The following is a 22763-nucleotide window of genomic DNA, read 5'->3' on the forward strand; positions in this document are numbered from 1 at the left end:
GCAGGTTCACGCGGTATTTTCTGCAATTGCTACATGCGACGGGGCCAGCAATCGACCAACGGCGCGCTTGCGCCTGACCGCCCTCAACCCGCGTTTCGCGGCAAAGCGCGGGATTATATATGGTTAAGCCGCCACTTGCAGCCGCCGCCCCAAGCGCTTTTGTCCGTCCGCCTATACTCAGCTCCACCTAGACGGAGATCGCCCATGACCGCACCCAGCCCTGCCGACCTACCTAATGATGTGCTGGCAGATTTTCGCCAGGAAACCGCAGAGCAGTTTCAGCGCAGCGAACAACTGCTTATCGAGCTGGAGCACTGCCCCGACGATAGAGCAAAGCTGAACGACCTGTTTCGCCAGGTTCATACCATCAAGGGCAATCTGGGCTATATCGGCCTGAGCGCGCTAATGCCCCTGCCACAGGCCATGGAAGATGTGCTGGCCTGCTTGCGCGAGGCACGCTTGAACTTCGACAACCTGCTTGGCGACATTTTGCTGGTAACCCTGGATCACCTCAAAGAGCTGATCGCGCATGGCCTGGGCGGCCCCACTGCCCGCCTCGACCGCACGCAGCTCGATGCACTCAGCCACGCCTTGCGCGAACTGGCCGGCGCACCCGCATTTCGACAGACCGAGGCCCGCCGTTCGCTCCTGCAACAGCTCGACCCCCACAGCCAGCTCCCCGCCCCCACAACGTCATGCGACCCAAAGGCCGCCGAACTGCTCGAGCAGCACGGCATTGTGCCGGACGAAGACCTGCTGTTCTTCATCGAACTGATGCAAGCCAGCGAGCGGCGCTCGCACTTTTGGCAGGGCCGCGGCTTGCGCCAACTGGACCTGGCCCTGGCCATCAACCAGCTCGGCAATACACCGGAACCCCCAGCGCAGCTGGCAGCTGCCGTGTGCCTGCATGACCTGGGCATGACCTTTCTGCCGCTGGACACGCTGCACAAGGAAGCCCGCCTCAATCACGATGAGCGCCAGCAGATGCAATCACACCCACACCTGGCTTATGACCTACTGAAACGACTACCCCAGTGGGAAACGGCCGCCGACATCGTCCTGCAACACCATGAACATGCCGACGGTGGCGGCTACCCTAGAGGCCTGTCGGAGCGTGAAATTCGCCCCGGCGCCCTGATTATCAATATCGTCGACACCTTCGATGCCCGCACCCACGAACGCGCCCACCAAACCCTGAGCAAGCGCCCGCTACTGCGCGCCATCCTCGAAATCAACGGCCTGGCAGGCCAGCAATTTAGCCCGCACTGGGTCGACATATTCAACCGCACCCTCCAGCAACTCCCCGCACTCGCTCACCCCTGACCCCCCTTGCGCCAGGCGGCCGCGCCGACCTACGCTCGCCCCACCGACCATTCATCGACAGACACACATCGTCGAGCCCCGGCTCGACTCAAGGAGCAATATGCAATCGCTTGCAGGCAAGGTAGCCGTAATAACCGGTGCAGGCTCAGGCATTGGCCGCGCCCTCGCCGAACTACTGGCCCAGGAGGGCTGCCACTTGGCCCTGGCGGACATAAATGCCACCAACCTGGAAAGCATCGCCAGCGCCTTGCACCAGCACGGCCACCAGGTCAGCAGCCACATCCTCGACGTAGCCGATCGCACAGCAGTCTTCGCCTTTGCCGACGCCGTACTGGCCCACCACGGCAGCGCCCACCTGATCATCAACAACGCCGGCGTGGCTGTATCACAAACCATTGCGAACCTGGGCTATGAGGACTTCGAATGGATAATGGACATCAATTTCTGGGGTGTCGTGCACGGTACAAAAGCCTTCCTGCCGCACCTGCTGGAAAACAACGCAGGTCACATCGTCAATGTTTCCAGCATTTTCGGCATCGTCAGCATGCCCTCACAGGGGGCGTATAACGCCAGCAAGTTTGCCGTCCGCGGCTTTACCGAAGCCTTGCGCCAGGAACTGCACAACAGCAACGTAAGGGTCAGCTGTGTTCACCCTGGCGGGGTCAAAACCGACATCGCCCGCTCGGCGCGCTTTTACCAGGGCATCAACGGCCAATGCGACGCCACCCGAGCCGCCTCAGACTTCGACAAGCTGGCCCGAACCACCCCGGAACAGGCCGCCAGGATTATCGTCGAAGGACTCAAAAGCAAACGTCCACGCATCCTGATCGGTAACGACGCCCGCCTCCTCGACTGGATTCAACGGCTGCTGCCAGGCGCCTACCCCAAGCTGCTGGCCATGCTCTTGCGCAAGCGTTGAACCTCATGCGCCCCATAGCCTCAGACAATGGTGCCTATTAACTTTAAGCCAAGATCAAGCTCGCAGAGCCCATGTTAGGCTCTGCCCATCACGGAGCCAGACAAGCTCCGACTCACCTGATAAAAGGATAAATGGTATGGAAATCAATATCGGAATCGCTGAGCAGGATCGCGCTGCCATCGCCGAAGGCCTGTCTCGCCTGCTCGCCGACACTTATACCCTGTATCTGAAAACCCACAACTTCCACTGGAACGTCACCGGCCCGATGTTCAACACCCTTCACCTGATGTTCGAAGGGCAATACACCGAACTGGCACTGGCCGTCGACCAGATCGCCGAGCGAATCCGCGCCCTGGGCTTCCCGGCACCCGGCACTTACGCCGCCTATGCACGCCTGTCCTCGATCAAGGAAGAGGAAGGTGTACCCAGCGCTGCCGACATGATCAAGCAACTGGTTCAGGGGCAGGAGGCCGTGATTCGCACGGCTCGCGGGATCTTCCCCCTGCTCGACAAGGTCAGCGACGAGCCTACCGCAGACGTACTGACCCAGCGCATGCAAGTGCATGAAAAAACCGCCTGGATGCTGCGCAGCCTGCTCGACGCCTGACAGGGCACCGCCCCGATACCCGTCAACTGATTGAAACAACCAACAGGTGAAGACCAGCCCCGGTCTTTACCTGTAACTTGCAACAGGCTCGCGGTGGCGCCGAAATGTTCCTAGGCGCAAGACTGGTGCTTGTTCTATGCTTCGACCATCTGCAACTTGTCACAGTGACGTGCATGAGCAAGCCAAACAAAACCCCCAGCATTGTTGAGCGCTACCCAGAAGACACGCGTGAAGCGGCCGCCCTGCTCAAGCAGGCCGTACCCCTGATGATGCGGCACGGCATCGCCCCCAACCCGCTGCACTACGCCCTTTGGTACACCTACTGCCAAGGCCAGGAGCCGGAACTCAATCGTCGCCTGGACAAGATCGCCACAGACTTCGACAGCTTTCCAACGGAAGCCGCCGTCAAACTGTTCCGCGACTACATCATTCGCCATGAACTCGAAGAAGCCCGCGCCGGTCAACAACAAGTCATCGAACTGGTCGATGGCATTGAAGACGATGTTTCTATCAGCGTAGCCGGAAGCCACAACTATCAAACCAGCCTGGCACAGGGTCTCGCCGCACTAAGAGAACCGATTATCGATGACCTGCCCAACGTATTGAACGACCTGCAACAAAGCACCCAGCTGATGCAGGATCAGCAAGAGAAGTTCCTCTACCGCATACGCGCAGCGCAGAATGAGATCCAGCACCTGCGCGGCCAACTGGAACGCGCCCACGTCGCAGCAACCCTCGACAGCCTGACCCAGGTATTCAACCGGCACGCCTTTACCCGCCTACTCGAACAGGCGCTGACTGGCGAACATCAGGGCGTGGCCCTGGTGATGCTGGATATAGACCACTTCAAACAGTTCAATGACCAATATGGCCACCCCCTGGGTGATCGGGTTCTGCAGCATGTCGGTCAACTGCTGCGCGATGCACTGCCACCGCGCGCCACCGCCGCACGCTACGGCGGCGAAGAGTTCTGCGTAATTCTTCGCGAATGCTTCGATACCCAGAGCGCATACGCCTTTGCCGAAAACCTGCGCACAAAAATCCAGTCGCTGCGTATAAAAGTGCGCCGCACCGACCAGGTACTCGACAGTATCAGCGCCTCCTTCGGTTTCGCCCTCGCCAAACCCGGCGACAACCCGGAAAGCCTGCTGACCCGCGCGGATGACGCGCTTTACCAAGCCAAACACAGCGGTCGCAACCAGGTACACCCCGAGCTCTGCGAAAGCGCCCTAAGCGCTTGATTTGAGTAGCTCACCTCTTTGCTGTTAAATACGCCCCGTGCCGCTGTTCCGAGCCATTGGATCAGCGCATAGGCCGATTACACGCGCATCCACAACGCCCTCAACCCAAGGCAATGCGTGTGCAACTGGCTCTTCCTGGCGATCCTTTTACTAAGTGAGCTCATTGAATATGTTGAAAATCGTCCACCTGCTAGCGGGCTTCAGCGCCCTGCTGCTTTCATTTGTGCCAAGCCTCAGCAATGACACCCTGCCATTCCTGCAACAGCCAGAAACCCTGTGCCTTGCCTTGCTCGGCCTAATTAACCTGATCCTGGCACCCCAACTGCCTATTTGGCATGCCGGCCTGCGCCATCAACTGCAAAATCTGGTTTCTGCCTTGCTGATACTGGGTACATTGCTGCAAGCCTTGATCCTACTGGCACCCCTACCAACGATTGCCGATCTGCCTGCCACCCTGCTCAGCCTGCTCACTGTGCTCATCGCAGTGCTGCTTCACCTGGCAACCAACCTGCGCTTGCAAGTACGCAACAACACCGCCGCGGCAACTCACAACATGACCGATCGGGAAACCGGCACAGTCAAGTGGTTCAATACATCCAAGGGTTTCGGCTTCATTTCCCGCGACTCAGGTGACGACATCTTTGTGCACTTTCGCGCAATTCGTGGTGAAGGGCATCGGGTACTGGTCGAAGGTCAGCGCGTCGAGTTCTCCGTCATGCAACGCGACAAGGGCTTGCAGGCGGAAGACGTAATTGCCGCCTCCCCCGCCCGCCGCTAACCACAGGAAAAACAGAAAAGCCCGCAGAATGCGGGCTTTTCTGTTTATTACGGCGACCGGCTCTAGATACTAATAGTGAGGCGGTGGCGCCTCATCTTCAGCCGCGTCGAGCTGCCCACCCAACTCATCCTGACGCCTGGCTAAAGCCGCGACCTGCAATTGCAGTCGATCCAACTCACGCTGCTGCGCCACCAGCACATCGTTGAGTGCCTGAATGGTGTCATCCTGAAAAGCCAAACGGCTTTCCAGCTCGGTGATTCGTTGCTCCGCCTTCATCCCTCAGCCCTCGATAAAACAGAAATTTTCGGTCAGCACCAGGCGCAACCTGTCCTTGATCGCCAGTACCTGCTCATCGCTATACGGCTGGGCAGGCAGCCTGCCCCACACAGGGGCCGGCCAGGCGGCATCATCACGACGCCGAGCAATCACATGCATGTGCAGTTGGCCGACCATATTGCCCAGGGTGGCGATGTTCATCTTGTCGGCCCCCAGGGCATCCTTCAGCGTCTCGGCAAGCCTTGTGGTTTCTTGCCACAAGGCTTGCTGATCGTCGGTATCGAGCTGAAACACCTCACTCACCTCTTCGCGCCTGGGCACCAAGATAAACCAGGGGTAGTGCGCATCATTCATCAACAGCAAACGGCACAGCGAAAAATCGCCCAGCGGCAGAGTGTCCTGCTGCAAACGAGAATCCAAAACAAACATAGGCCACCCTCCTGCCACACCATTGAATAGACAAAGCTTAGTGCCATAAGCACAAACCCGTCATGCCCAGCGACGGCCAGCAGGATACGCGGGAGCCGCAGCAGATTCACCTACACACTCGCGCACTGCAAAGGCGCTACAAGCAGGCCATGCAGCAAGTGAGCCGCGCACCACTATTGCGCACACTTGCGCATGGTTTGTTTCCTACCGTAATCAGAATCGCGGCAGGCGTTACCACTGCAACCTGCCCCCTTCCCAGCAGAATGCTGCCAACAACACGGAAACAGGCGCCAGACCAACCATTCCTTCGCCGCACCCACAAGCGACAAAGAGCGCCTGCACCCCCTATGAAACCTGACGACGATGCCTTTAGAATGCCTGCAAGAGAGAGCCCAGCCACGGCAAAAAGCTCAACAAATATTGAAAGCCCGGTTTTTTGTGCACGACTTTTGCTTTAGGTTACTGCGACGCCCGGGACACCTTGCCACCAGGTAACAAATCCAGGCTAACCGCAACCGAAAATCCAGATTTTGTCAGCGCTGCTGTATACACGCAGGAATCTACATAATTGCGACATGCTTCATCGTCTTTTGCGACACGACCGTGAACAAAGTGCAATGAGTGGATTGCAACTATCGCCAACTTTAGCTGCGTGCTATAAGTTAGCGCCGACACAAAAAGAAAGAGCTGTCCATATAACAATCAACTGGACAGCGCAACTCTTCTAAACCAAAGGAGCAATCACGATGCAAGTGATGAAGTGGAGCGTAATCGCCCTCGCAGTAGCAGCGGGCAGTACCCAAATGGCCGTGGCATCCAGCCAATCCGAATCCAAGGGCTTTCTTGAAGACAGCACTTTCAATATCTTCAATCGCATCCTGTATCACAACCGCGATTTTCGGAATGGTGGCTCCAATACCAATTCTGTAACCGGCAAAAGCCATGGCTACCGTGAAGAAACCGGCTTGGGCATTCGTTTGCTGGCCGAGTCCGGCTTCACCCAAGGCACCGTTGGCGTAGGCGTTGATGCCCACTCCCTCTCCAGCATCAAGCTGGACAGCGGCCGCGGTCGTTTCGGTTCGGGCCAATTCGACCAGACCGATAGCGGTCGCGGCGATGACACCCAGACCGAAGTTGGCGGCGCAATCAAGTTCCGTATTTCCGACACCGTCCTGAAATACGGCAACCAGATGACCGGCAGCCCGGTCTTCAGCACCGACGACAGCCGCATCCTGCCTGAAGTGGCTACCGGCACCCTGCTGACCAGCAATGAAATCGAAGGCCTTGAACTGACCGCCGGTCGTTTCACCGCCCTGAGCAGCCAGACCAGCACCGATCGCGACACCTTCGGCCTGAAGTCCGCCAATATCGTCGGCGCCAGCTACAGCTTCACCGACAACTTCAGCGGCGCCATCCACGCCTCCGACGTCGAAGACCACTTCAAGAAGACTTATGTCAACTTGAACTACAACCTGCCACTGGCAGACGATCAGGCGCTGAACTTCGACTTCAACGGCTACAAAACTACCGATGACGGCCAGAAACTTTCGGGCGACGTCGACAACAAGATCTGGAGCTTGGCTGCTGCCTACTCCCTGGGTGGCCACAAGTTCACCCTGGGCCATCAGCGCTCCTCCGGCGACTCTGCCTATGCTTACGGCGTCGACGGCGGCGGCACTATCTGGCTGAACAACTCCGTTCAGTACTCCGACTTCGATCGTCAAGACGAACGCTCCTGGCAGGTTCGCTACGACCTGAACATGGCCACCTATGGCGTTCCGGGCCTGAGCTTCATGACCCGCTACACCACCGGTGACAACATCGAAACCGGCGCAGCTAGCGAAGGCAAAGAGCACGAGTGGGATCTCGAAGCCAAGTACGTGATCCAGGAAGGCGCCGCCAAGGACCTGTCCTTCCGCGTGCGTAACGCCATCTGGCGCGCCAACGGCGTACAGAACGACGAGTATGGCGCTGACGTGAATGACTTCCGCCTGATCGTCGAATATCCGCTGAGCGTGTTGTAATTCAGCTGTAATTCGTTAGCGATATGAAAAGCCCGGCTTCTGCCGGGCTTTTTCTTGCCTGCCGATTACACACCGGGCACTAATCAACCAGCCATAAATTTAAAGACGCCGGACTGAAACCCACCCTACTCAAACGACCCACAGCAGCTAACGAGTAGAGCACTTTTTCTTGCCCACCAGCTGGCCATTGATCAATATTTAACCAGCCATTATCAAAGTGGCAATGCGTAAGTGCCGGTCACGTGCGCCACCAACTCTTCTTCATTACCCAAAGAATAAAGCGATACTTCGCAAACTGCCTGCCGCCTGCTTAAACGCAGAATCCGCGCTTCGGCCAACAGGTCTACCGGTTTTGGCTTGACCAGAAAGTTGATATTCAGGTTCGAGGTCACCGCCATTTCCACCCGCCCCAACCGCCCCAACACCACCGCATACATGGCTGCATCCGCCAGCGCCATGATGGTCGGTCCCGACAATGTGCCGCCAGGGCGTATCAGCTTGGCGTGAAAAGGCACCCGCGCCAGTACACCCCGCGTATCCAGCCGGTCGATGCACAGTTCGATGTCTTCCGCGATCGGCAACCCAGCCCGAATCAGCGCTTGAACCTGTTCCGCCGTCAATACCGTCACTCTCAACCTCCTGCTTGAGTCACCTGCCTGCCTCCTGTACGCAACAGTACAGGCACCGTACAATGCCGACCTATTAAAAGCCCTTGCAACCGACAGAACGGCCAAATATGCGCACCAGTCAGTTCCTGCTCTCGACACTCAAAGAAACCCCTTCCGATGCCGTGGTGATCAGCCACCAGCTAATGCTGCGCGCCGGAATGATCCGCAAACTCGCCTCCGGCCTGTATACCTGGCTGCCGATGGGCCTGCGCGTACTGCGTAAGGTCGAGAAGATCGTGCGCGAGGAGATGAACGCCGCCGGCGCGCTCGAGGTGTTGATGCCAGCCATCCAACCGGCCGAACTGTGGCAGGAGTCGGGCCGCTGGGAGCAGTACGGTCCGGAGTTGCTGCGCCTGAAAGATCGTCACGGCCGCGAATTCTGTGTCGGCCCGACCCATGAAGAAGTGATCACTGATCTGGCCCGCAACGAACTGAGCAGCTACAAGCAGTTGCCGCTCAACATGTACCAGATCCAGACCAAGTTCCGTGACGAGATCCGCCCGCGCTTTGGCCTGATGCGCGGACGCGAATTCATCATGAAGGACGCCTACTCCTTCCATACGGATCAAGCCTCACTGCAGCAAACCTACGACCGCATGCACCAGGCCTACTGCAATGTGTTCAACCGCCTGGGCCTGAACTTCCGCCCGGTGCAGGCCGACACCGGCTCCATCGGTGGCACTGGCTCCCACGAGTTCCACGTGCTGGCCGAGTCCGGTGAAGACGACATCGCCTTCAGCGACAGCTCCGACTACGCCGCCAATATTGAGAAGGCCGAGGCCATTCCGCGCGAAACTGCACGCGGCGCCGCCACTGAAGAACTGCGCCTGGTCGATACGCCGAACACCAAGACCATCAATGACTTGGTCGAAGGCTTCAAGCTGCCCATCGAAAAGACCATCAAGACACTGGTGGTGCATGGCGCCGAAGACGGCAAGCTGATTGCCCTGATCATTCGCGGCGATCACGAACTGAACGAGATCAAGGCCGCCAACCTGACCCAGGTCGCCAGCCCGCTGGTCATGGCCACCGAAGCCGAACTGCGCGATGCCATCGGCGCTGGCGCAGGCTCCCTGGGCCCGCTTAACTTGCCGCTGCCGTGCATCATCGACCGCTCCGTGGCCCTGATGAGCGACTTCGCCATCGGCGCCAATATCGACGACAAGCACTACTTCGGCGCCAACTGGGAACGCGACCTGCCCTTGCCTGAAGTCGCCGACCTGCGCAACGTCGTCGCTGGCGATCCAAGCCCGGACGGCCAGGGCACCCTGGAAATCAAGCGTGGCATTGAGGTCGGGCATATCTTCCAGCTCGGCAGCAAGTACAGCGAAGCCATGAACTGCACGGTGATGGGCGAAAACGGCAAGCCGGCGATCCTCAGCATGGGCTGTTACGGCATCGGCGTATCGCGCGTAGTCGCGGCCGCCATCGAGCAGAATAACGACGAGCGCGGCATTCTCTGGAACGACACGCTGGCCCCCTTCCAGATCGCCCTGGTGCCGCTGCGCTATGAAACCGATGCCGTACGTGAAACCACCGACCAACTCTATGCCGACCTGAGCGCTGCCGGTTTTGAAGTACTGCTCGATGACCGTGACAAAAAGACCAGTCCGGGCATCAAATTCGCCGATATGGAATTGATTGGCATCCCGCACCGCATCGTGATCAGCGATCGCGGCCTGGCCGAAGGCAATCTGGAATACAAGAGCCGCCAGGAAACCGAGGCTCAGGTGGTTGCCGTTGCCGACATCCTGCCCTTCATCCACGCACGTATCCGCCGCTGATTTCAGCCTTTTAAAAGAGCCGTCATGTTCACACGAAGCACCCTAGGCCGCGTCGGCGCCGCACTCTGCGGCGCCCTCTTTTTGAGTGGCTGCGCCAACCAGCTGCCGCAACGCAGCGAACACGAGGAGCGTGTCGAACGCAAACTGCTGGACCACAGCCTACAGATAGACGTTGGCGAGCCGCGCGTACTGGAACTGCCGCAGCGGCGGGTGCGGGTGCACGAACAGAAAACCTTTGAGGTGACCGCGTTCGAGGTCAGCCGTCGCTACGACCGCTACACGCCCTATCAGCCCTGGCGCGAACTCTACGAAGTGCCGCTGGGCGCCGTTGCCGTGGTCTCCGGTATCGGCGCCAACGCCCTCAACGTGGTGTTGCTCGGCAGCCTGCCGGACAGTGCCACAAAAGACTGGATCAGCTATGGCTTTGCCGGGCTTAACCCGTTCATCAACGTCGAGTCCAACGGCCGCTCGCAGCAGAACCTCGCCAGCCTCGACGAGCAACGCCGGGACGCCCGCATGGAATACTCCAGCCTGCCCTGGGCCGAGCGCTCGGTACTGGTCAAAGCCGACGGACAAACCCATGAACTGCTGACCGACCGCAATGGCGTGCTGCGCCTCAACCTGCTCGACAGCCCCTTTGCCGAGCAGGATGTCAGCCGCATCGGCACCTTGCAGCTGAGCGTCGCAGACCCGCAAGGCTCGACCCGAGCGGATGCCTCCTTACTGGTCAGCCTCACCCTGCGCGGCAAATTGCAGGAAGCGCACACGCTGATCTATGACGACCTGGAAGGCGATGACGTCGAACAGTGGGTGCATCGGGTTAAGCGCTTGTCCGAGCTGGGCCTGGAGGAAGAGGCCAGTGAACTGGAACAGAGCCTGATCGAGCTGACCCGCAACGATCCCGAACTGCAGGAGAGCTTTCTGCAGGCGCTGATGCAGGACGCCGGGCGCCTGGTCGCCGATCCCGGCAACGACTGAGCTGGAGCATGGCCGTGCGCCTGTGTCTGACACTTCTGATTATGCTGCTGTGCCTGCCCAGCCATGCCAACCTGCGCCAGGCCCCCGAACCGGAACTACGAGTGCTGCTACAACGCACCGTGGCCGAAGCCGACAGCTTTCAGGATCGTTTCGATGCGGAAGTCTGGCTACTGGACATGTCGACCCGCATGACTCGCTACATCCCCGCCACCGAAGAACGCCTGACCCTGCTCAGGCTGGTGCACCGCGAAGCCAGCAAGGCCGGTTTGCGTCCCGATCTGGTCCTGGCCCTGATTCACACGGAAAGCCATTTCGACCGTTTCGCCATTTCCTCGGCCGGCGCCCAGGGCATGATGCAGGTCATGCCCTTCTGGAAAGCCGAACTAGGTCGCCCGCAAGACAACCTCACCGATAACGCCACCAATCTGCGCTACGGCTGCACCATCCTCAGCTTCTATTTGCGCAAAGAGAACGGCAACCTGAGCCGCGCCCTGGCCCGCTACAACGGCAGCCTCGGCAAGCTGACCTACCCCACCAAGGTCATCGGTTTCTGGCACGACTTCTGGTACGTCAAGCCGTGACTCGCAAATGGCTGGACGCAGCCTCTAGGTTCCGAGTTCGTGTGCAAGCTAGCCGACATCGCAGGCCAAGCGCATAGCTCGCAGAAGGGGCCGCCCCGCTGTCGACTCCACGCTGTCGCGCAGCAAACTGGGTGCTCGGCCCTGCTGTAGATAAGGCGAGACCTTCTACCTATACCACCCGTCACCCGTCTGCCATCCGGAGAAGATTCGCGCGCACCGCCCCCCCGCATTGCAGCCTGGCAACCACGCCATCGTGCAGCTGCACGCCATCAGCGCCGCACGACGAACCCGGCGATCCCTTGCAACGCCTGTTCCTCCAACGCGAGCGTGGTGACCTTGGCCTTTGCCGGCCCCTGCTCCAGCCAGGCGGCCAGCTCGCGCACCGCGGGCTCCTCACCTTCGAGCAACACCTCGACGCGACCGTCGCCGAGGTTACGAACCCAGCCATCCACATCCAGGCGCTCGGCTTGCTCGGCAGTGGCCTGGCGAAAAAACACCCCCTGCACCCGACCGCTGACATACCCATGTAAACAAATTCGCTGCATGCCACTAGCCTCCATTACGCAATACCTGCACCCGCGCCGCCAACCCGGCCGCCGTCTGCTCGCCGAGCAAGCGTTCGCGCATCTGCCCCTGGTCATCGACAATATAGGTGGCCGGCAACACGGAATTGGCCGGCAGTCCAAAGCGCGCGGCAGGGTCTTGCGCGAGCACGGTGTAATCAATCCCCATCGCATCTGAGGCCTTGCTCAACTGTGCGCCCAGCAGGCCATCGAAGTTAACCCCCAATACGCGCACCGACCGCGCCTCGAGCTGGGCGGCCAGCGCATTCAGTTCGGGAATTTCGCTACGACAGGGCGCGCACCACTCGGCCCAGTAATTAATCACCAACCACTGGCCTTCCAGGCGCTCAGCCGGTACCTTTCGTCCATACTGATCGACGCCGACATCTTCAGCGCAACCCGCCAGAATCAAGCCGGCGCAAATTCCCATTAGCGTTCGTATAACAACCTGGAGTCGCGTCCCCATGCATTCGCTCCTCGTCCTGATTGGCTTGATATGACCCTAGATGCCTTGCGCCTTGAAGTGCCGGACATCCTCGAAGAAGACGCGGCTCCGCTGGCCGACCTCAACGAGCGTTTAGCTCAAGCTCGTTTGCTGCAACATGAAGAGGCACTGCAACAAGTGTTCAGCCTGCTGTTCAAGCTGAACCGCAGTGCCATGACCTTACTCGAAAGGCAGCGCGCGCTGCAAAATTGCAGCGATGAATATCGACACTATGCCGCGGTCTACCTTGACGGCAAGCCCCCATCGCAGTTGTTCGTGCGCCTGTGCGACGAGCTGGCTATCGGCTTCAAACGCCTGCTGCTGCAGATCCTCAAAGGCCGGCAACCCTCGCGCCCACATTTGGCCTGGTGCCTGTACATGGCCCTGCACTTCATCGCGCAGAGCCTGTTGCGTCACTACCAGCTGTATCAGGAACCGCCGCCCAGCCTGTGGCGCGACAGCCATCTGCTGTATTGGATCGGCGAACATCAGGAATGTTTGGATGAACCGGTCGCAGCAGCCTTCCAGCCAAAGCCGGCAAGCACCTTGCGCGGCCTATACCAGCAGATGCTGCTGCTCGCCTTGAGCAACCCGTTTCATCTTGGCGAGGGCGAATGTCCGCAGCTGTTTGGCGCACTGGCACCCCTGGCAGGCCTGGCGCGCTTACGGCCCTGGGATGACGAGGGCGACAGCGAAGCCCCGGTCGTCGATCTGACAGAGTCGCAACCCTGTCTCGGCTATGCGCAACAACCCGACGGCAGCCGCGACTACTTGCGGCGCTTCGAACTGGGCGCATTGCTGGTTGCTCTGCATGATCCGGCCCCACTGCAGAGCACCAGCGAGCGCCAACTGCTCGAGCGTGTACAGCACCACTGGATGGGCCAGCAACAGCGTCGCTACCCGCGCGAAGAGTTTGATGTTGCCTGCAACCTGCTGATCGGCTTGCCAGCCATCCACGCCCAACTGCTGGAGCAACGGCCTTCTCCCTCGACAGCCCAGATGCTCGATGCCAGTGCAGGAGGCGCGCGCCTGCTGTGTCACCCCGATCAAGTAGCGCAGGTAGCAGTGGGTCAGTTGGTGCTCTTGCTGACCAGCAACCCGGCACCACTTCTGGCGTTAGTGCGCTGGCGCCATATCAATATCGAGGGGCTGCACCTGGGCCTGCACTACCTCAAAGGCCTGGCAAAACCGGTGTGGCTGCGCCGCACCCCCAGCGCACAAACTCACCAAGGCGTGTTGCAGAGCACACCAACACCCGGCAATGGCTGGCATCACGGACTCTGGCTGCCCAATGGGCAGTTCGGCGAAGGGGAAAACCTTTGGCTGCAGCAGGCCAACGTGCATAACCAGGTGATCATGCCACTCCCCCCGGCCAACCTCAGCACTGCCTCGGTCACGCGCCATCCGCTGCAGCTGGCCTGAACCACAGAAACTGCGAGACGGATCACAGCGAACGACGGCCGAGTGCACAGTTTGCTCGACACACCCCTGCTTATAATTCGCTGGCCATCGTATCGCTACGCTCCGCCATAAGACCGGGAACAGCACAATGACCAACGCCCACGACAAGTTGATCGGCCCTGCGCCATCGCGCATCGTCGATGCTGCCCATCTGCTGGTCACGCCCTACGACGGGCGTGTAGCCGAATACAACATCGCGACCTGGCTACAATTGCCGGGACTGGCCAATCTGCCGGTATCTTTGCTGGTCAGCTACCGTGATGGCGACAAGCGCCACGAGGTCAGCGTGGATCACGGCAAGGTCAGCCCGCACGACAAAATTCTGCTGTCCGGTGTCGCCCGACTTCCGGTCCGGAAAAAGATCGAAGACATGCAGATACGCCTGCGCTCGGCAGTGCCGACGGCAACTCTGGTGGTCGAAGAGCTGTTCATACAAGCGGTCGAAGCGACCCGCCAAAACAGCCGCCAAGCTTCAGCCTGAGCCAGCAGATCGTCGACCACCCCCCGCGCAGAGCCGCGGGGTTTTGCTTGGCTCATCCACCCACTCGCGCCGCACAGCCGTTTCGCTCGGCCAGTGGTTCAGGTTCGGGCAGAGGAGACACCAGCGACTCGGGCCAGCGTGCAAAATTCAGCCCGGTAATCCGGTTCAGTCGCTCCAGCGCCTCGTGCGGATCGCGCTGATGCAGGTAGATCAACTTGCCCTTAGTGGCGTCGCTAAAATGTTCAGCTGTCATGGCACGCCTTCAACCCCATCAATCCCGGCAACCTGATTGCAATATGCCATAACGATTGCCAGAAGCGTGCCAGCCTGCATTTCGTCCCCCACCGCGGGGCTGTCATTGCCCACGCAGGTAACCGAAGATCGACTGCGCGCCGCAAACTGACGCTTTTTGTCACTCCGTTACAGGGTTCAGCCAGTCCGCCAGACTGCCATCGAACAGCACTGCCTGCTCCTCATACAGCCGCTCCAACGCATGACGTAACGCTGGATACCAGGGCTCATCGAGCCGCTCCGGCAACTGGCTGAGCTGCGGTAGCGGCCAGGGGCTGCGGTTCAGCAGCTGCTGCAGGCTGTAATGATCGAGATCACGGATCAACACCCAGGCCCCCGCGCTGGTCGGCGCGACCAACTGCTGCCGCTCGAGAAACTCGAGCACCTCTTCCCACTCATGCTCCGGCAACTGCCAGCCCAGGCGCTGCACATCGCGATGTCGTACTTTCAGGCCCGACTGCTGACGCGCATAAAACACCCGCAAGATCCCCATCACCACCAACAACCGCGGCATGGCGAGCTTGCGCCACTTATGCGATGAGCTCAGGTTGCAGACCAATTCGGCACCAAACAACACGATCAACCAGGACAGGTAAATCCACAACAGGAACAACGGCACCGTGGCAAAGGCCCCGTAAATCAACTGATACCCCGGAAACCGCTGAACATAGAGCCCAAACAGCGCTTTAGCCACCTCGAACAATACGGCGGTGAATACTCCGCCCAACAGCGCATGCTGAAAGGGCACTCGCGCATTGGGTACCGTGGCATAGAGCAAGGTAAAGGCCGCCACGCTGAAGAGCAGTGGCGCGAAACTCAACAAGGTTTTTGCCCCAATCAGCGCATCAGGCCCAGAGATCAGCGACAGCGAAGCGATATAGGTACTGACCGCGAAGCCAGCGCCGAGCAGGATTGGCCCCAGACTCAAAATCGCCCAATACAGCAGAAAGCTCGAGGCTCCCCGGCGCGGCTGACGTACCCGCCAGATGGTGTTGAAAGCCTTTTCAATGGTTAGCAGCATCAAAAAAGCGGTAACCGCCAGCACCACCACGCCAATCCAGGTCAACTGACGGGCTTGGGCCGTGAAGTTGCGCAGGTACTCCTGGACCATTTCCCCGGCCGACGGGACGAAGTTTCGGAAAATAAACGCCTGGATTTGCTCGCCCGTGCCTTGAAATGCCGGCACGGCAGAGAGCATGGCAAAGGTTACGGTCATCATCGGCACCACCGCGAACAGCGTGGTGTAGGTCAAGGCGGCGGCATTGTTGGCGCCGCGATCGGCGAGAAAGCGCTGCAGCAGAAAGCGCCAGAATTCCATCCAATCATTCAAGCGCTGACGCATGCCCTCTCCTTAGCGATTAGCCAACTGGCCCCATTGCAGACCACAAACACACCGCCCTGTTCAGACTAGGACGCCGACGCGGTTAGAATAGCCGCCACCTGCCGCAAGATGCGACCCGCTTATGACCGATCTGACGCTCTATCACAATCCTCGCTGCTCGAAATCCCGTGGCGCCCTGCAACTGCTCGAAGAGCGCGGCTTGAAGCCGACCATCGTGCGCTACCTGGAAACCCCACCCAGCGCCGCCCAATTAAGCGACTTGCTCGGCAAACTCGGGATCGGCGCCCGGCAACTGCTGCGCAGCGGCGAAGACGAATACCGCACGCTGAATCTGGCCGACCCTGGCCTGAGCGAGGCGCAATTGATCGAGGCCATGGTGGCTCACCCGAAGCTGATCGAGCGACCGATCCTGATCGTCGGCGGCAAAGCGGTGATTGGCCGGCCACCCGAGAAAGTCCTGGAGATCCTGCCGTGAGTGCGCCCTATATTCTGGTGCTGTATTACAGCCGCCACGGCGCCACTGCCGACATGGCCCGACAGATCGCCCGTGGCGTGGAAATGACCGGCCTGGAGGCGCGCCTGCGCACGGTACCGGCAATCTCCAGCGAATGCGAAGCGGTAGCCCCGCAGATACCAGCCGAAGGCGCGCTGTACGTCAGCCTCGACGACCTGAAGAATTGCTCAGGCCTGGCCCTGGGCAGCCCGACACGCTTCGGCAATATGGCGGCACCGCTGAAATACTTCCTCGATGGCACCAGCAGCCTGTGGCTGACTGGCGGCCTGGTCGACAAACCGGCTGGTGTATTCACCTCCACCGCCAGCCTGCACGGCGGCCAGGAAACCACCCTGCTGTCGATGATGCTGCCATTGCTGCACCACGGCATGCTGATTACCGGCCTGCCCTACAGTGAGTCCGCTCTGCTGGAGACCCGCGGCGGCGGCACGCCTTATGGCCCCAGCCACCATGCTGGCGCCGACGGCAAGCGCGCCCTCGACGAACATGAAAAAACTCTCTGTCGCGTACTGGGTCAGCGCCTGGCGCAGACTGCAGTGAAACTGGAGACAGCCCGTGGCTAAAACCCAAAAACCCCTGCCGTCACTCGACTGGCTAAAGCCCCGCATGGCCGTCAGCCGCGTCATCAGCCTGGTGAGCTTCATCGCCCTGGCGCTGTTGCTGCTGGTATGGAACCTGATGTTCGCCGAAATACCGGCCAAACTGCTCTGGGTGATTCTGGCCTTCCAGCTGGCGCCGTTGCTACTACTCGCCCCTGGCCTGATCCTCGGCAACGCCCGCGCCCATGCCTGGACCTGCTTCGTGGTCAACCTGTACTTCATTCAGGGGGTACTGGCCGCCTTCGATCCGTCCAAGGCACTGTTTGGCTGGGCGCAAACCCTGCTTAGCATCAGCCTGTTCTGCGCCGCGCTGATGTATACCCGCTGGTGCTTCCAGTACGACCGCAAGTTAGCCGGGGAAAATTGAGCTGGCTATTAGGACTGCTTCGCTGCACCGCGTTCCAGAGGCCGGGTTAGCGACGCTTACTGGCGACATCGACTCGAATGCCTTGCGACCCGGCAAAGCGCTGACAGTCACCTGGTAACGCAGGGCTGTAGCGCCGCCAACCCGCGAACTGTTGGCAGGCAACGGTTTACCAGCCCAGGATTTCTTTCAGAAAGGGAATGGTCAGCCGGCGCTGAGCCTGCAGGGAGGCCTGATCCAAGCGTTCGAGCAACTCGAACAGCGCACTCATGCTGCGCTCGCCTCGGGTCAGGATAAAGCGACCGACTTCATCGCTGAGGTGCAGGCCGCGGCGTGAAGCGCGCAGCTGCAAGGCGCGCAACTTGTCTTCATCGGACAGCGACTGCAACTGGAAAACCAGGGCCAAGGTCAGGCGTGACTGCAAGTCGGCCAACTTGACTGGCAGTTCACGCGGCGAACTGCTGGCTGACAGGAGCAAACGCCGGCCGCTATCGCGCAAGCGGTTGAACAGGTGGAACAGGGCTTCTTCCCAGTCGTTGCGCCCGGCCACGGCATCCAGGTCATCGAGACAGACCAGTTCGAACTGCTCCAGGTTATCCAGCATGTTCGGGCCATGCTCGACCAACTCGGCCAGCGGCAGATACACCGCGGGCTCACCGAGCTGCTCGAAACGCAGGCAGGCCGCCTGGAGCAGATGGGTACGGCCCACCCCCGCGCCGCCCCAGAGGTAGATCAGGCTTTCCGCCCAACCAGCCTCGGCTTCGCACAGGCGTTCGACATAGCCGAGCGCCGCGGCATTGGCGCCCGGATAGTAGTTGGCAAAGGTGGCGTCATCTCGCAGACGCACGCCCAAGGGCAGTTGAATGGGTCTCATGCGGGGTTGATCGGCTCGTCAGAAACGCTGGGGGGTTCCCCATATAGATCAGAAAGTTTATATAAATCATGCGCATGACGCACTAAAACCATGATCACGGCAGCCACTGGCAGGGCCAGAAGCACGCCGGTGAAGCCGAATAGCTGGCCGCCGGCCATGATCGCGAAGATCACCGCCACCGGATGCAGGCCGATACGGTCACCGACCAGCCAGGGGGTCAGCAGCATCCCTTCGAGCATCTGGCCGAGGGTGAAGACGGCGGCAATGGCCAGCAGCGGGTAGAAATCGCTGCCGAACTGAAACAGGCCGGCCGTCAAGGCCGCACCGATCCCCACCACCACCCCCAGGTAGGGCACGATGCTGGCCAAACCGGCCAACAAACCGATCAACAACCCCAGCTCCAGGCCGATCAGCATCAAGCCGACGGCGTACATCACCCCCAACGCCAGCATCACCAACAGCTGCCCGCGCAGAAAGGCACCGAGTACTTCGTGACATTCGCTGGCCAGCTTCACCACCAGACCTTCACGGGTGCGGGGCAACAAGCCACGCAACCTGGCGACCAGCAGATCCCAATCGCGCAGCAGATAAAAGCTGACCACCGGGATCAGCAGCAGATTGACCAGCCAGGCCAACAGCGCCAAGCCCGAGGCAGACGCTTTGGACAGCAGCATGCCGAGAATGTCGGTGGTTTGCCCCAGGTGCTCGGAAAATGCCGCCTTGAGCTGATCGAAACGCCAGAAACCGTTATGCAGCCCCAGCTTGGCCTGCACCCAGGGCAACGCCTGCTGCTGTGTCCAGTCGATCATTTGCGGGGCCAGTTCGTAGAGGCGCATCAGCTGCTTGCCGAGCATAGGCACCAGCACCAGCAGCAAGACCGCCAGAATCAGGCTGAACAGCGCGAAAACTACGATCACGCCCCAGGTGCGCGAAAGCTTCCAGCGCTCGAGCCGATCGACCAGCGGATCCCCCAGATAGGCCAGCAGCACGCCGATCAGGAACGGCGAGAGAATCGGCTGCAACAGATACAGCAGCCAGCCGAGCAGGAGCAGCCCAGCTATCCATAGCCAGCGACGTGAATCAATCATGCTCAACCCTCGAGTGGTACAACCAGACAGTCAGCAGGCCCCTGCACAAAAACCTGGCCGCGCAACCTAACAAGCGCGAGTTCCGCGCCGAAGTGGCCGGCAGGTTTCAAGCGGGCTTATCCGCCGACCCGCGGCAGTCTACCAGCGAAAACGCAGCACATCGTCACGCCGTAATACTTGGGGAGTTGGCTCGCCGGTCGGCGGTTGCAGCGATTGGCTGGCATCAACTGGCTGGGCCTCGATCGTTACTTCCTGCAAATGCACCAACGCCAGCTGCGCGCGCAACTGTTCGGCACTGGCCGTGATGCGGTAGATCAGGCGGTCGCCCTCGACCTTGAGCAACTGCGCAGCCAGAGGTTCGAGAATGCGCTGCAGCTCGGCATAGCGCCCCAGGTCGGCACCCTGCACCTCCAGGGTCAGGTTGGTTGCTGCGCCCGGGGCAACCACGTAGCGTTGAGCCAACCGCTCGCTGACCATCAGCAGCACCGCATCGGCCAATGCAGCTTGATCGGCGCCCTTGACCTTGCCCTGCTCACGCGTATCGTCCACCCACAGACGCCATTGGGCCTGCCACTGGCCGTTATCTTCTCGGGCCCGCACTGCCAACAGGGCATCGGCCGCGTAACGCTCGGACGCATCGCGCAGCGCCTCTGGCTCGGTTGCGCCAAGGTTCTCGGCGGTTGCCAGCAACTGCTCGTTCAAGTCGGCAATCGGCAACCACAGCGGCAGCCCCCGGTGTTGCGCCGCCTGCCGCAAGAGCGTGGCGCTGCTCTGGCCATCGCCAACCAGGCTCGAGCCGTCGCTGGCATCATTCAGCCACCAGGCCAGAATCGCCGGGCGATTGGCCCCCCACAGTGACAACCCGGCCTGGCGCAAGCTGCGGTCGGTACTGACGGGATCGAAATCAACCAGCAAGCGGTCTTCTTCATAGCCATACCGGCTGATGATTTGCTGCGGATCCTGGCGCAGTTCGGCCAGCGCCGGGCTCTTCACCGCCTCGCGGTCACCGGTCAAGCGCAACACCAGGGTCTGCAGGGCGCGACCCAGGGCCGCGTCACGCTCCTCCGGCTGCTGACTGGCAACCGGTTCGCGGACTTGATACAGGTCACTCACCGTCTCCGCTTCGCTGGACAGGCTGAACAGTGGCAGGCTGAGGATTAACAGGCGAGCGATCAGGCGCATGAATAGGTTCTCGACAGACGGAAGGCGGCGTGCAGGCCGTAGCACAGGCCTTATACCTTAAACAGCCGCCCGCGCCCCGGCAACCACCGCACGCCGTGGGTGGCCGCTGCCCGGCAAGCCTGATAAAATCGCGCGCCTTCGCAGACCGACCGCCGCAGCGCCGGTGCACATCCGATATTCCCCTTCAAAGGCCTGGATCTATGAGCAAGCAACCCTCCATCAGCTACAAGGACGCAGGTGTAGACATCGACGCAGGCGAAGCCCTGGTCGAACGCATCAAAAGCGTGGCCAAACGCACCGCGCGTCCGGAAGTCATGGGGGGGCTGGGCGGCTTCGGCGCCCTCTGCGAGATCCCGGCGGGTTACAAGCAACCGGTTCTGGTCTCCGGCACTGATGGCGTCGGCACCAAACTGCGCCTGGCACTGAATCTCAACCGACACGACAGCATCGGCCAGGACCTGGTTGCCATGTGCGTCAATGACCTGGTGGTGTGTGGCGCCGAGCCGCTGTTCTTCCTCGACTACTATGCCACCGGCAAGCTCAACGTCGACGTGGCGGCCACCGTGGTCACCGGCATCGGCGCCGGTTGCGAACTGGCCGGCTGCTCCCTGGTCGGCGGCGAAACCGCGGAAATGCCGGGCATGTATGAAGGCGAAGACTACGATCTGGCCGGCTTCTGCGTCGGCGTGGTGGAAAAAGCCGAGATCATCGACGGCTCCAAGGTTGCCAGCGGTGATGCCCTGATCGCCCTGCCGTCCTCCGGCCCGCACTCCAATGGCTACTCGCTGATTCGCAAGATCATCGAAGTCGCTGGCGCCGATATCGAAACCATTCAGCTCGACGGCAAGCCGCTGACTGACCTGTTGATGGCACCGACGCGCATCTACGTCAAACCGCTGCTCAAGCTGATCAAGGACACCGGGGCGGTCAAGGCCATGGCCCACATCACTGGCGGCGGCCTGCTCGACAACATCCCGCGTGTGCTGCCGGACGGTGCCCAGGCCGTGGTCGACGTGGCCAGCTGGACGCGCCCGGCGGTATTCGACTGGCTGCAGGAACAAGGCAACGTCGATGAGACCGAGATGCACCGGGTACTCAACTGCGGCGTCGGCATGGTCATCTGCGTAGCCCAGGATCACGTCGAACTCACCCTCAAGACCCTGCGCGACGCCGGCGAGCAGCCGTGGCTGATCGGTCAGATTTCGGCTGCTGCCGAAGGCGCCGAGCGCGTCGTACTGAACAACCTGAAGCGCCATTGATGCCGTCAGCCTGCAATGTAGTGGTGCTGATCTCCGGCTCCGGCAGCAACCTGCAGGCGCTGATCGACAGCAGCCAGGCGGGCGATAACCCGCTCAGCATCCGCGCGGTGATCTCCAACCGCGCCGATGCCTATGGCCTGGAGCGCGCCAAGGCCGCCGGTATCGATACCTGCGTACTCGACCACAAAGCTTTCGCCGGTCGTGAGGCTTTCGATGCGGCGCTGATCGAGGCCATCGACACCTTCGAGCCACAACTGGTGGTACTGGCCGGTTTCATGCGAATCCTCAGCAGCGACTTCGTCCGCCACTACGACGGCCGCCTGCTCAACATTCACCCCTCGTTGCTGCCCAAATACAAGGGCCTGCATACCCACCAGCGGGCACTCGAGGCGGGCGACAGTGAGCATGGCTGCAGCGTGCACTTCGTTACCGAGGAACTCGATGGCGGCCCCCTGGTCGTACAAGCAGTGATTCCGGTACGCTCGGGCGAGACGCTGGACAGCCTGGCGCAACGGGTACACGAGCAAGAACACCTGATCTACCCGCTGGCCGTACGCTGGTTCGCCGAAGGCCGCTTGCGCCTTGCTAAGCAAGGCGCAATGCTGGATGGCCAGCCACTGCCGAGTACCGGCCACCTGATCCGCACCTAGGAG

At 60.6% G+C, this 22763-nt stretch carries 26 protein-coding genes and 1 pseudogene; 17 read left to right on the top strand and 10 right to left on the bottom strand.

All coding sequences use genetic code 11. The features are described from left to right. Positions 1-204: 204 nt before the first annotated feature. The 6 genes and pseudogenes from LJY18_RS10915 (at position 205) to LJY18_RS10935 (ending at position 4868) form a co-directional block, all read left to right on the top strand. Positions 205-1323, top strand: coding sequence for an HD domain-containing phosphohydrolase (locus LJY18_RS10915; protein ID WP_238041809.1), 1119 nt, complete (start codon positions 205-207; stop codon positions 1321-1323). A gap of 100 nt (positions 1324-1423) precedes the next feature. Then, positions 1424-2242, top strand: coding sequence for an SDR family oxidoreductase (locus LJY18_RS10920; RefSeq protein ID WP_238041810.1), 819 nt, complete (start codon positions 1424-1426; stop codon positions 2240-2242). 136 nt (positions 2243-2378) lie between these two features. Beyond that, positions 2379-2849: a Dps family protein gene (locus LJY18_RS10925; protein WP_238041811.1), complete on the top strand. Its 471-nt coding sequence runs from the start codon at positions 2379-2381 to the stop codon at positions 2847-2849. A 173-nt stretch (positions 2850-3022) separates the two neighbouring features. Beyond that, positions 3023-4090, top strand: coding sequence for a GGDEF domain-containing protein (locus LJY18_RS10930; protein WP_238041812.1), 1068 nt, complete (start codon positions 3023-3025; stop codon positions 4088-4090). Positions 4091-4259: 169 nt separating this feature from the next. After that, positions 4260-4580 (top strand): annotated as a pseudogene (locus LJY18_RS22565) (cold shock domain-containing protein membrane protein); the annotation flags it as partial. A gap of 63 nt (positions 4581-4643) precedes the next feature. Then, on the top strand, positions 4644-4868 hold the full coding sequence (locus LJY18_RS10935; RefSeq protein WP_172147515.1) for a cold-shock protein: 225 nt from the start codon (positions 4644-4646) through the stop codon (positions 4866-4868). A 69-nt stretch (positions 4869-4937) separates the two neighbouring features. On the opposite strand, the gene LJY18_RS10940 is transcribed toward LJY18_RS10935, so the two are convergent. Both LJY18_RS10940 and LJY18_RS10945 read right to left on the bottom strand, forming a co-directional pair. Then, positions 4938-5144, bottom strand: a complete 207-nt coding sequence (locus tag LJY18_RS10940; RefSeq protein ID WP_238041813.1) for a SlyX family protein — start codon at positions 5142-5144, stop codon at positions 4938-4940. Positions 5145-5147: 3 nt separating this feature from the next. Then, a complete protein-coding gene (locus LJY18_RS10945; RefSeq protein ID WP_238041814.1) occupies positions 5148-5573 on the bottom strand; it encodes an HIT family protein in 426 nt (141 codons plus the stop codon). Positions 5574-6319: 746 nt separating this feature from the next. On the opposite strand from LJY18_RS10945, the gene LJY18_RS10950 reads away from it, so the two are divergent. Beyond that, a complete protein-coding gene (locus LJY18_RS10950) occupies positions 6320-7597 on the top strand; it encodes an OprD family porin (protein ID WP_238041815.1) in 1278 nt (425 codons plus the stop codon). Positions 7598-7809: 212 nt separating this feature from the next. On the opposite strand, the gene LJY18_RS10955 is transcribed toward LJY18_RS10950, so the two are convergent. Continuing rightward, positions 7810-8217: a PaaI family thioesterase gene (locus LJY18_RS10955; protein WP_238041879.1), complete on the bottom strand. Its 408-nt coding sequence runs from the start codon at positions 8215-8217 to the stop codon at positions 7810-7812. Positions 8218-8333: 116 nt separating this feature from the next. On the opposite strand from LJY18_RS10955, the gene LJY18_RS10960 reads away from it, so the two are divergent. The 3 genes from LJY18_RS10960 to LJY18_RS10970 are packed head-to-tail and all read left to right on the top strand — an operon-like array spanning position 8334 to position 11608. Continuing rightward, positions 8334-10049, top strand: a complete 1716-nt coding sequence (locus LJY18_RS10960) for a proline--tRNA ligase (RefSeq protein WP_238041816.1) — start codon at positions 8334-8336, stop codon at positions 10047-10049. Positions 10050-10073: 24 nt separating this feature from the next. Then, entirely contained in the window at positions 10074-11027 is a 954-nt protein-coding gene (locus LJY18_RS10965; protein WP_238041817.1) for a hypothetical protein, read from the top strand. A gap of 41 nt (positions 11028-11068) precedes the next feature. Next, positions 11069-11608, top strand: a complete 540-nt coding sequence (locus LJY18_RS10970) for a transglycosylase SLT domain-containing protein (RefSeq protein WP_372866785.1) — start codon at positions 11069-11071, stop codon at positions 11606-11608. A 269-nt stretch (positions 11609-11877) separates the two neighbouring features. Here the strand turns inward: LJY18_RS10970 and LJY18_RS10975 are convergent, their stop codons facing one another. Together LJY18_RS10975 and LJY18_RS10980 are read right to left on the bottom strand one after the other, a co-directional pair. Beyond that, a complete protein-coding gene (locus tag LJY18_RS10975; protein WP_238041819.1) occupies positions 11878-12153 on the bottom strand; it encodes an acylphosphatase in 276 nt (91 codons plus the stop codon). A gap of 4 nt (positions 12154-12157) precedes the next feature. Further along, on the bottom strand, positions 12158-12601 hold the full coding sequence (locus LJY18_RS10980; protein WP_238041820.1) for a TlpA disulfide reductase family protein: 444 nt from the start codon (positions 12599-12601) through the stop codon (positions 12158-12160). Between the two features lie 66 nt (positions 12602-12667). Between LJY18_RS10980 and LJY18_RS10985 the strand changes: the two genes are divergently transcribed. Beyond that, positions 12668-14077 (top strand): PilZ domain-containing protein, encoded by a 1410-nt coding sequence (locus LJY18_RS10985; RefSeq protein WP_238041821.1) that lies wholly within the window; start codon positions 12668-12670, stop codon positions 14075-14077. 127 nt (positions 14078-14204) lie between these two features. After that, complete coding sequence (locus tag LJY18_RS10990) at positions 14205-14597, top strand: hypothetical protein (RefSeq protein WP_238041822.1); 393 nt, start codon at positions 14205-14207, stop codon at positions 14595-14597. A gap of 52 nt (positions 14598-14649) precedes the next feature. On the opposite strand, the gene LJY18_RS10995 is transcribed toward LJY18_RS10990, so the two are convergent. Beyond that, a complete protein-coding gene (locus tag LJY18_RS10995) occupies positions 14650-14850 on the bottom strand; it encodes a hypothetical protein (protein ID WP_238041823.1) in 201 nt (66 codons plus the stop codon). Positions 14851-15009: 159 nt separating this feature from the next. Beyond that, positions 15010-16230, bottom strand: a complete 1221-nt coding sequence (locus LJY18_RS11000; RefSeq protein ID WP_238041824.1) for a virulence factor BrkB family protein — start codon at positions 16228-16230, stop codon at positions 15010-15012. A 121-nt stretch (positions 16231-16351) separates the two neighbouring features. Here LJY18_RS11000 and arsC point away from each other — a divergent pair, with 121 nt between their 5' ends. Genes arsC through LJY18_RS11015 form a run of 3 tightly spaced genes read left to right on the top strand, consistent with a single transcriptional unit; the run spans position 16352 to position 17710 of the window. Continuing rightward, positions 16352-16705 (top strand): arsenate reductase (glutaredoxin), encoded by a 354-nt coding sequence (gene arsC / locus LJY18_RS11005; RefSeq protein ID WP_238041825.1) that lies wholly within the window; start codon positions 16352-16354, stop codon positions 16703-16705. After that, positions 16702-17307: an NAD(P)H:quinone oxidoreductase gene (gene wrbA, locus LJY18_RS11010; protein WP_238041826.1), complete on the top strand. Its 606-nt coding sequence runs from the start codon at positions 16702-16704 to the stop codon at positions 17305-17307. The genes arsC and wrbA overlap by 4 nt, the downstream gene beginning before the upstream one ends. Next, positions 17300-17710: a DUF2069 domain-containing protein gene (locus LJY18_RS11015; protein ID WP_238041827.1), complete on the top strand. Its 411-nt coding sequence runs from the start codon at positions 17300-17302 to the stop codon at positions 17708-17710. The genes wrbA and LJY18_RS11015 overlap by 8 nt, the downstream gene beginning before the upstream one ends. Positions 17711-17876: 166 nt before the next feature. Here LJY18_RS11015 and hda read toward each other — a convergent pair whose 3' ends face one another. The 3 genes from hda to LJY18_RS11030 all read right to left on the bottom strand — a co-directional run bounded on the left by hda (position 17877) and on the right by LJY18_RS11030 (position 20851). Continuing rightward, positions 17877-18581, bottom strand: coding sequence for a DnaA regulatory inactivator Hda (gene hda / locus LJY18_RS11020; protein ID WP_238041828.1), 705 nt, complete (start codon positions 18579-18581; stop codon positions 17877-17879). Continuing rightward, positions 18578-19669, bottom strand: a complete 1092-nt coding sequence (locus tag LJY18_RS11025; RefSeq protein ID WP_238041829.1) for an AI-2E family transporter — start codon at positions 19667-19669, stop codon at positions 18578-18580. The genes hda and LJY18_RS11025 overlap by 4 nt, the downstream gene beginning before the upstream one ends. 138 nt (positions 19670-19807) lie before the next feature. Continuing rightward, positions 19808-20851: a DUF2066 domain-containing protein gene (locus tag LJY18_RS11030; protein ID WP_238041830.1), complete on the bottom strand. Its 1044-nt coding sequence runs from the start codon at positions 20849-20851 to the stop codon at positions 19808-19810. A gap of 200 nt (positions 20852-21051) precedes the next feature. Between LJY18_RS11030 and purM the strand changes: the two genes are divergently transcribed. Both purM and purN read left to right on the top strand, forming a co-directional pair. Then, positions 21052-22110 carry a phosphoribosylformylglycinamidine cyclo-ligase gene (gene purM, locus LJY18_RS11035; protein WP_238041831.1) on the top strand — a complete coding sequence of 353 codons (1059 nt, stop codon included), beginning with the start codon at positions 21052-21054 and terminating at the stop codon, positions 22108-22110. Then, the gene (gene purN, locus LJY18_RS11040; protein ID WP_238041832.1) at positions 22110-22760 is read left to right on the top strand and encodes a phosphoribosylglycinamide formyltransferase; all 651 of its coding nucleotides are present in this window, start codon (positions 22110-22112) and stop codon (positions 22758-22760) included. Before purM ends, purN begins: the two co-directional genes overlap by 1 nt. Positions 22761-22763: the final 3 nt, after the last annotated feature.

Source organism: Pseudomonas sp. MMS21 TM103, from assembly GCF_022132145.1.
Lineage (GTDB): Bacteria > Pseudomonadota > Gammaproteobacteria > Pseudomonadales > Pseudomonadaceae > Aquipseudomonas.

Bases quoted from the DNA above. Each gene is read 5' to 3' on its own strand.
- LJY18_RS10915 (WP_238041809.1), top strand. From the start codon at position 205: ATGACCGCACCCAGCCCTGCCGACCTACCTAATGATGTGCTGGCAGAT.
- LJY18_RS10920 (WP_238041810.1), top strand. From the start codon at position 1,424: ATGCAATCGCTTGCAGGCAAGGTAGCCGTAATAACCGGTGCAGGCTCA.
- LJY18_RS10925 (WP_238041811.1), top strand. From the start codon at position 2,379: ATGGAAATCAATATCGGAATCGCTGAGCAGGATCGCGCTGCCATCGCC.
- LJY18_RS10930 (WP_238041812.1), top strand. From the start codon at position 3,023: ATGAGCAAGCCAAACAAAACCCCCAGCATTGTTGAGCGCTACCCAGAA.
- LJY18_RS10935 (WP_172147515.1), top strand. From the start codon at position 4,644: ATGACCGATCGGGAAACCGGCACAGTCAAGTGGTTCAATACATCCAAG.
- LJY18_RS10940 (WP_238041813.1), bottom strand. From the start codon at position 5,144: ATGAAGGCGGAGCAACGAATCACCGAGCTGGAAAGCCGTTTGGCTTTT.
- LJY18_RS10945 (WP_238041814.1), bottom strand. From the start codon at position 5,573: ATGTTTGTTTTGGATTCTCGTTTGCAGCAGGACACTCTGCCGCTGGGC.
- LJY18_RS10950 (WP_238041815.1), top strand. From the start codon at position 6,320: ATGCAAGTGATGAAGTGGAGCGTAATCGCCCTCGCAGTAGCAGCGGGC.
- LJY18_RS10960 (WP_238041816.1), top strand. From the start codon at position 8,334: ATGCGCACCAGTCAGTTCCTGCTCTCGACACTCAAAGAAACCCCTTCC.
- LJY18_RS10965 (WP_238041817.1), top strand. From the start codon at position 10,074: ATGTTCACACGAAGCACCCTAGGCCGCGTCGGCGCCGCACTCTGCGGC.
- LJY18_RS10970 (WP_372866785.1), top strand. From the start codon at position 11,069: ATGCTGCTGTGCCTGCCCAGCCATGCCAACCTGCGCCAGGCCCCCGAA.
- LJY18_RS10975 (WP_238041819.1), bottom strand. From the start codon at position 12,153: ATGCAGCGAATTTGTTTACATGGGTATGTCAGCGGTCGGGTGCAGGGG.
- LJY18_RS10980 (WP_238041820.1), bottom strand. From the start codon at position 12,601: ATGGGAATTTGCGCCGGCTTGATTCTGGCGGGTTGCGCTGAAGATGTC.
- LJY18_RS10985 (WP_238041821.1), top strand. From the start codon at position 12,668: ATGACCCTAGATGCCTTGCGCCTTGAAGTGCCGGACATCCTCGAAGAA.
- LJY18_RS10990 (WP_238041822.1), top strand. From the start codon at position 14,205: ATGACCAACGCCCACGACAAGTTGATCGGCCCTGCGCCATCGCGCATC.
- LJY18_RS10995 (WP_238041823.1), bottom strand. From the start codon at position 14,850: ATGACAGCTGAACATTTTAGCGACGCCACTAAGGGCAAGTTGATCTAC.
- LJY18_RS11000 (WP_238041824.1), bottom strand. From the start codon at position 16,230: ATGCGTCAGCGCTTGAATGATTGGATGGAATTCTGGCGCTTTCTGCTG.
- arsC (WP_238041825.1), top strand. From the start codon at position 16,352: ATGACCGATCTGACGCTCTATCACAATCCTCGCTGCTCGAAATCCCGT.
- hda (WP_238041828.1), bottom strand. From the start codon at position 18,581: ATGAGACCCATTCAACTGCCCTTGGGCGTGCGTCTGCGAGATGACGCC.
- LJY18_RS11025 (WP_238041829.1), bottom strand. From the start codon at position 19,669: ATGATTGATTCACGTCGCTGGCTATGGATAGCTGGGCTGCTCCTGCTC.
- LJY18_RS11030 (WP_238041830.1), bottom strand. From the start codon at position 20,851: ATGCGCCTGATCGCTCGCCTGTTAATCCTCAGCCTGCCACTGTTCAGC.
- purM (WP_238041831.1), top strand. From the start codon at position 21,052: ATGAGCAAGCAACCCTCCATCAGCTACAAGGACGCAGGTGTAGACATC.
- purN (WP_238041832.1), top strand. From the start codon at position 22,110: ATGCCGTCAGCCTGCAATGTAGTGGTGCTGATCTCCGGCTCCGGCAGC.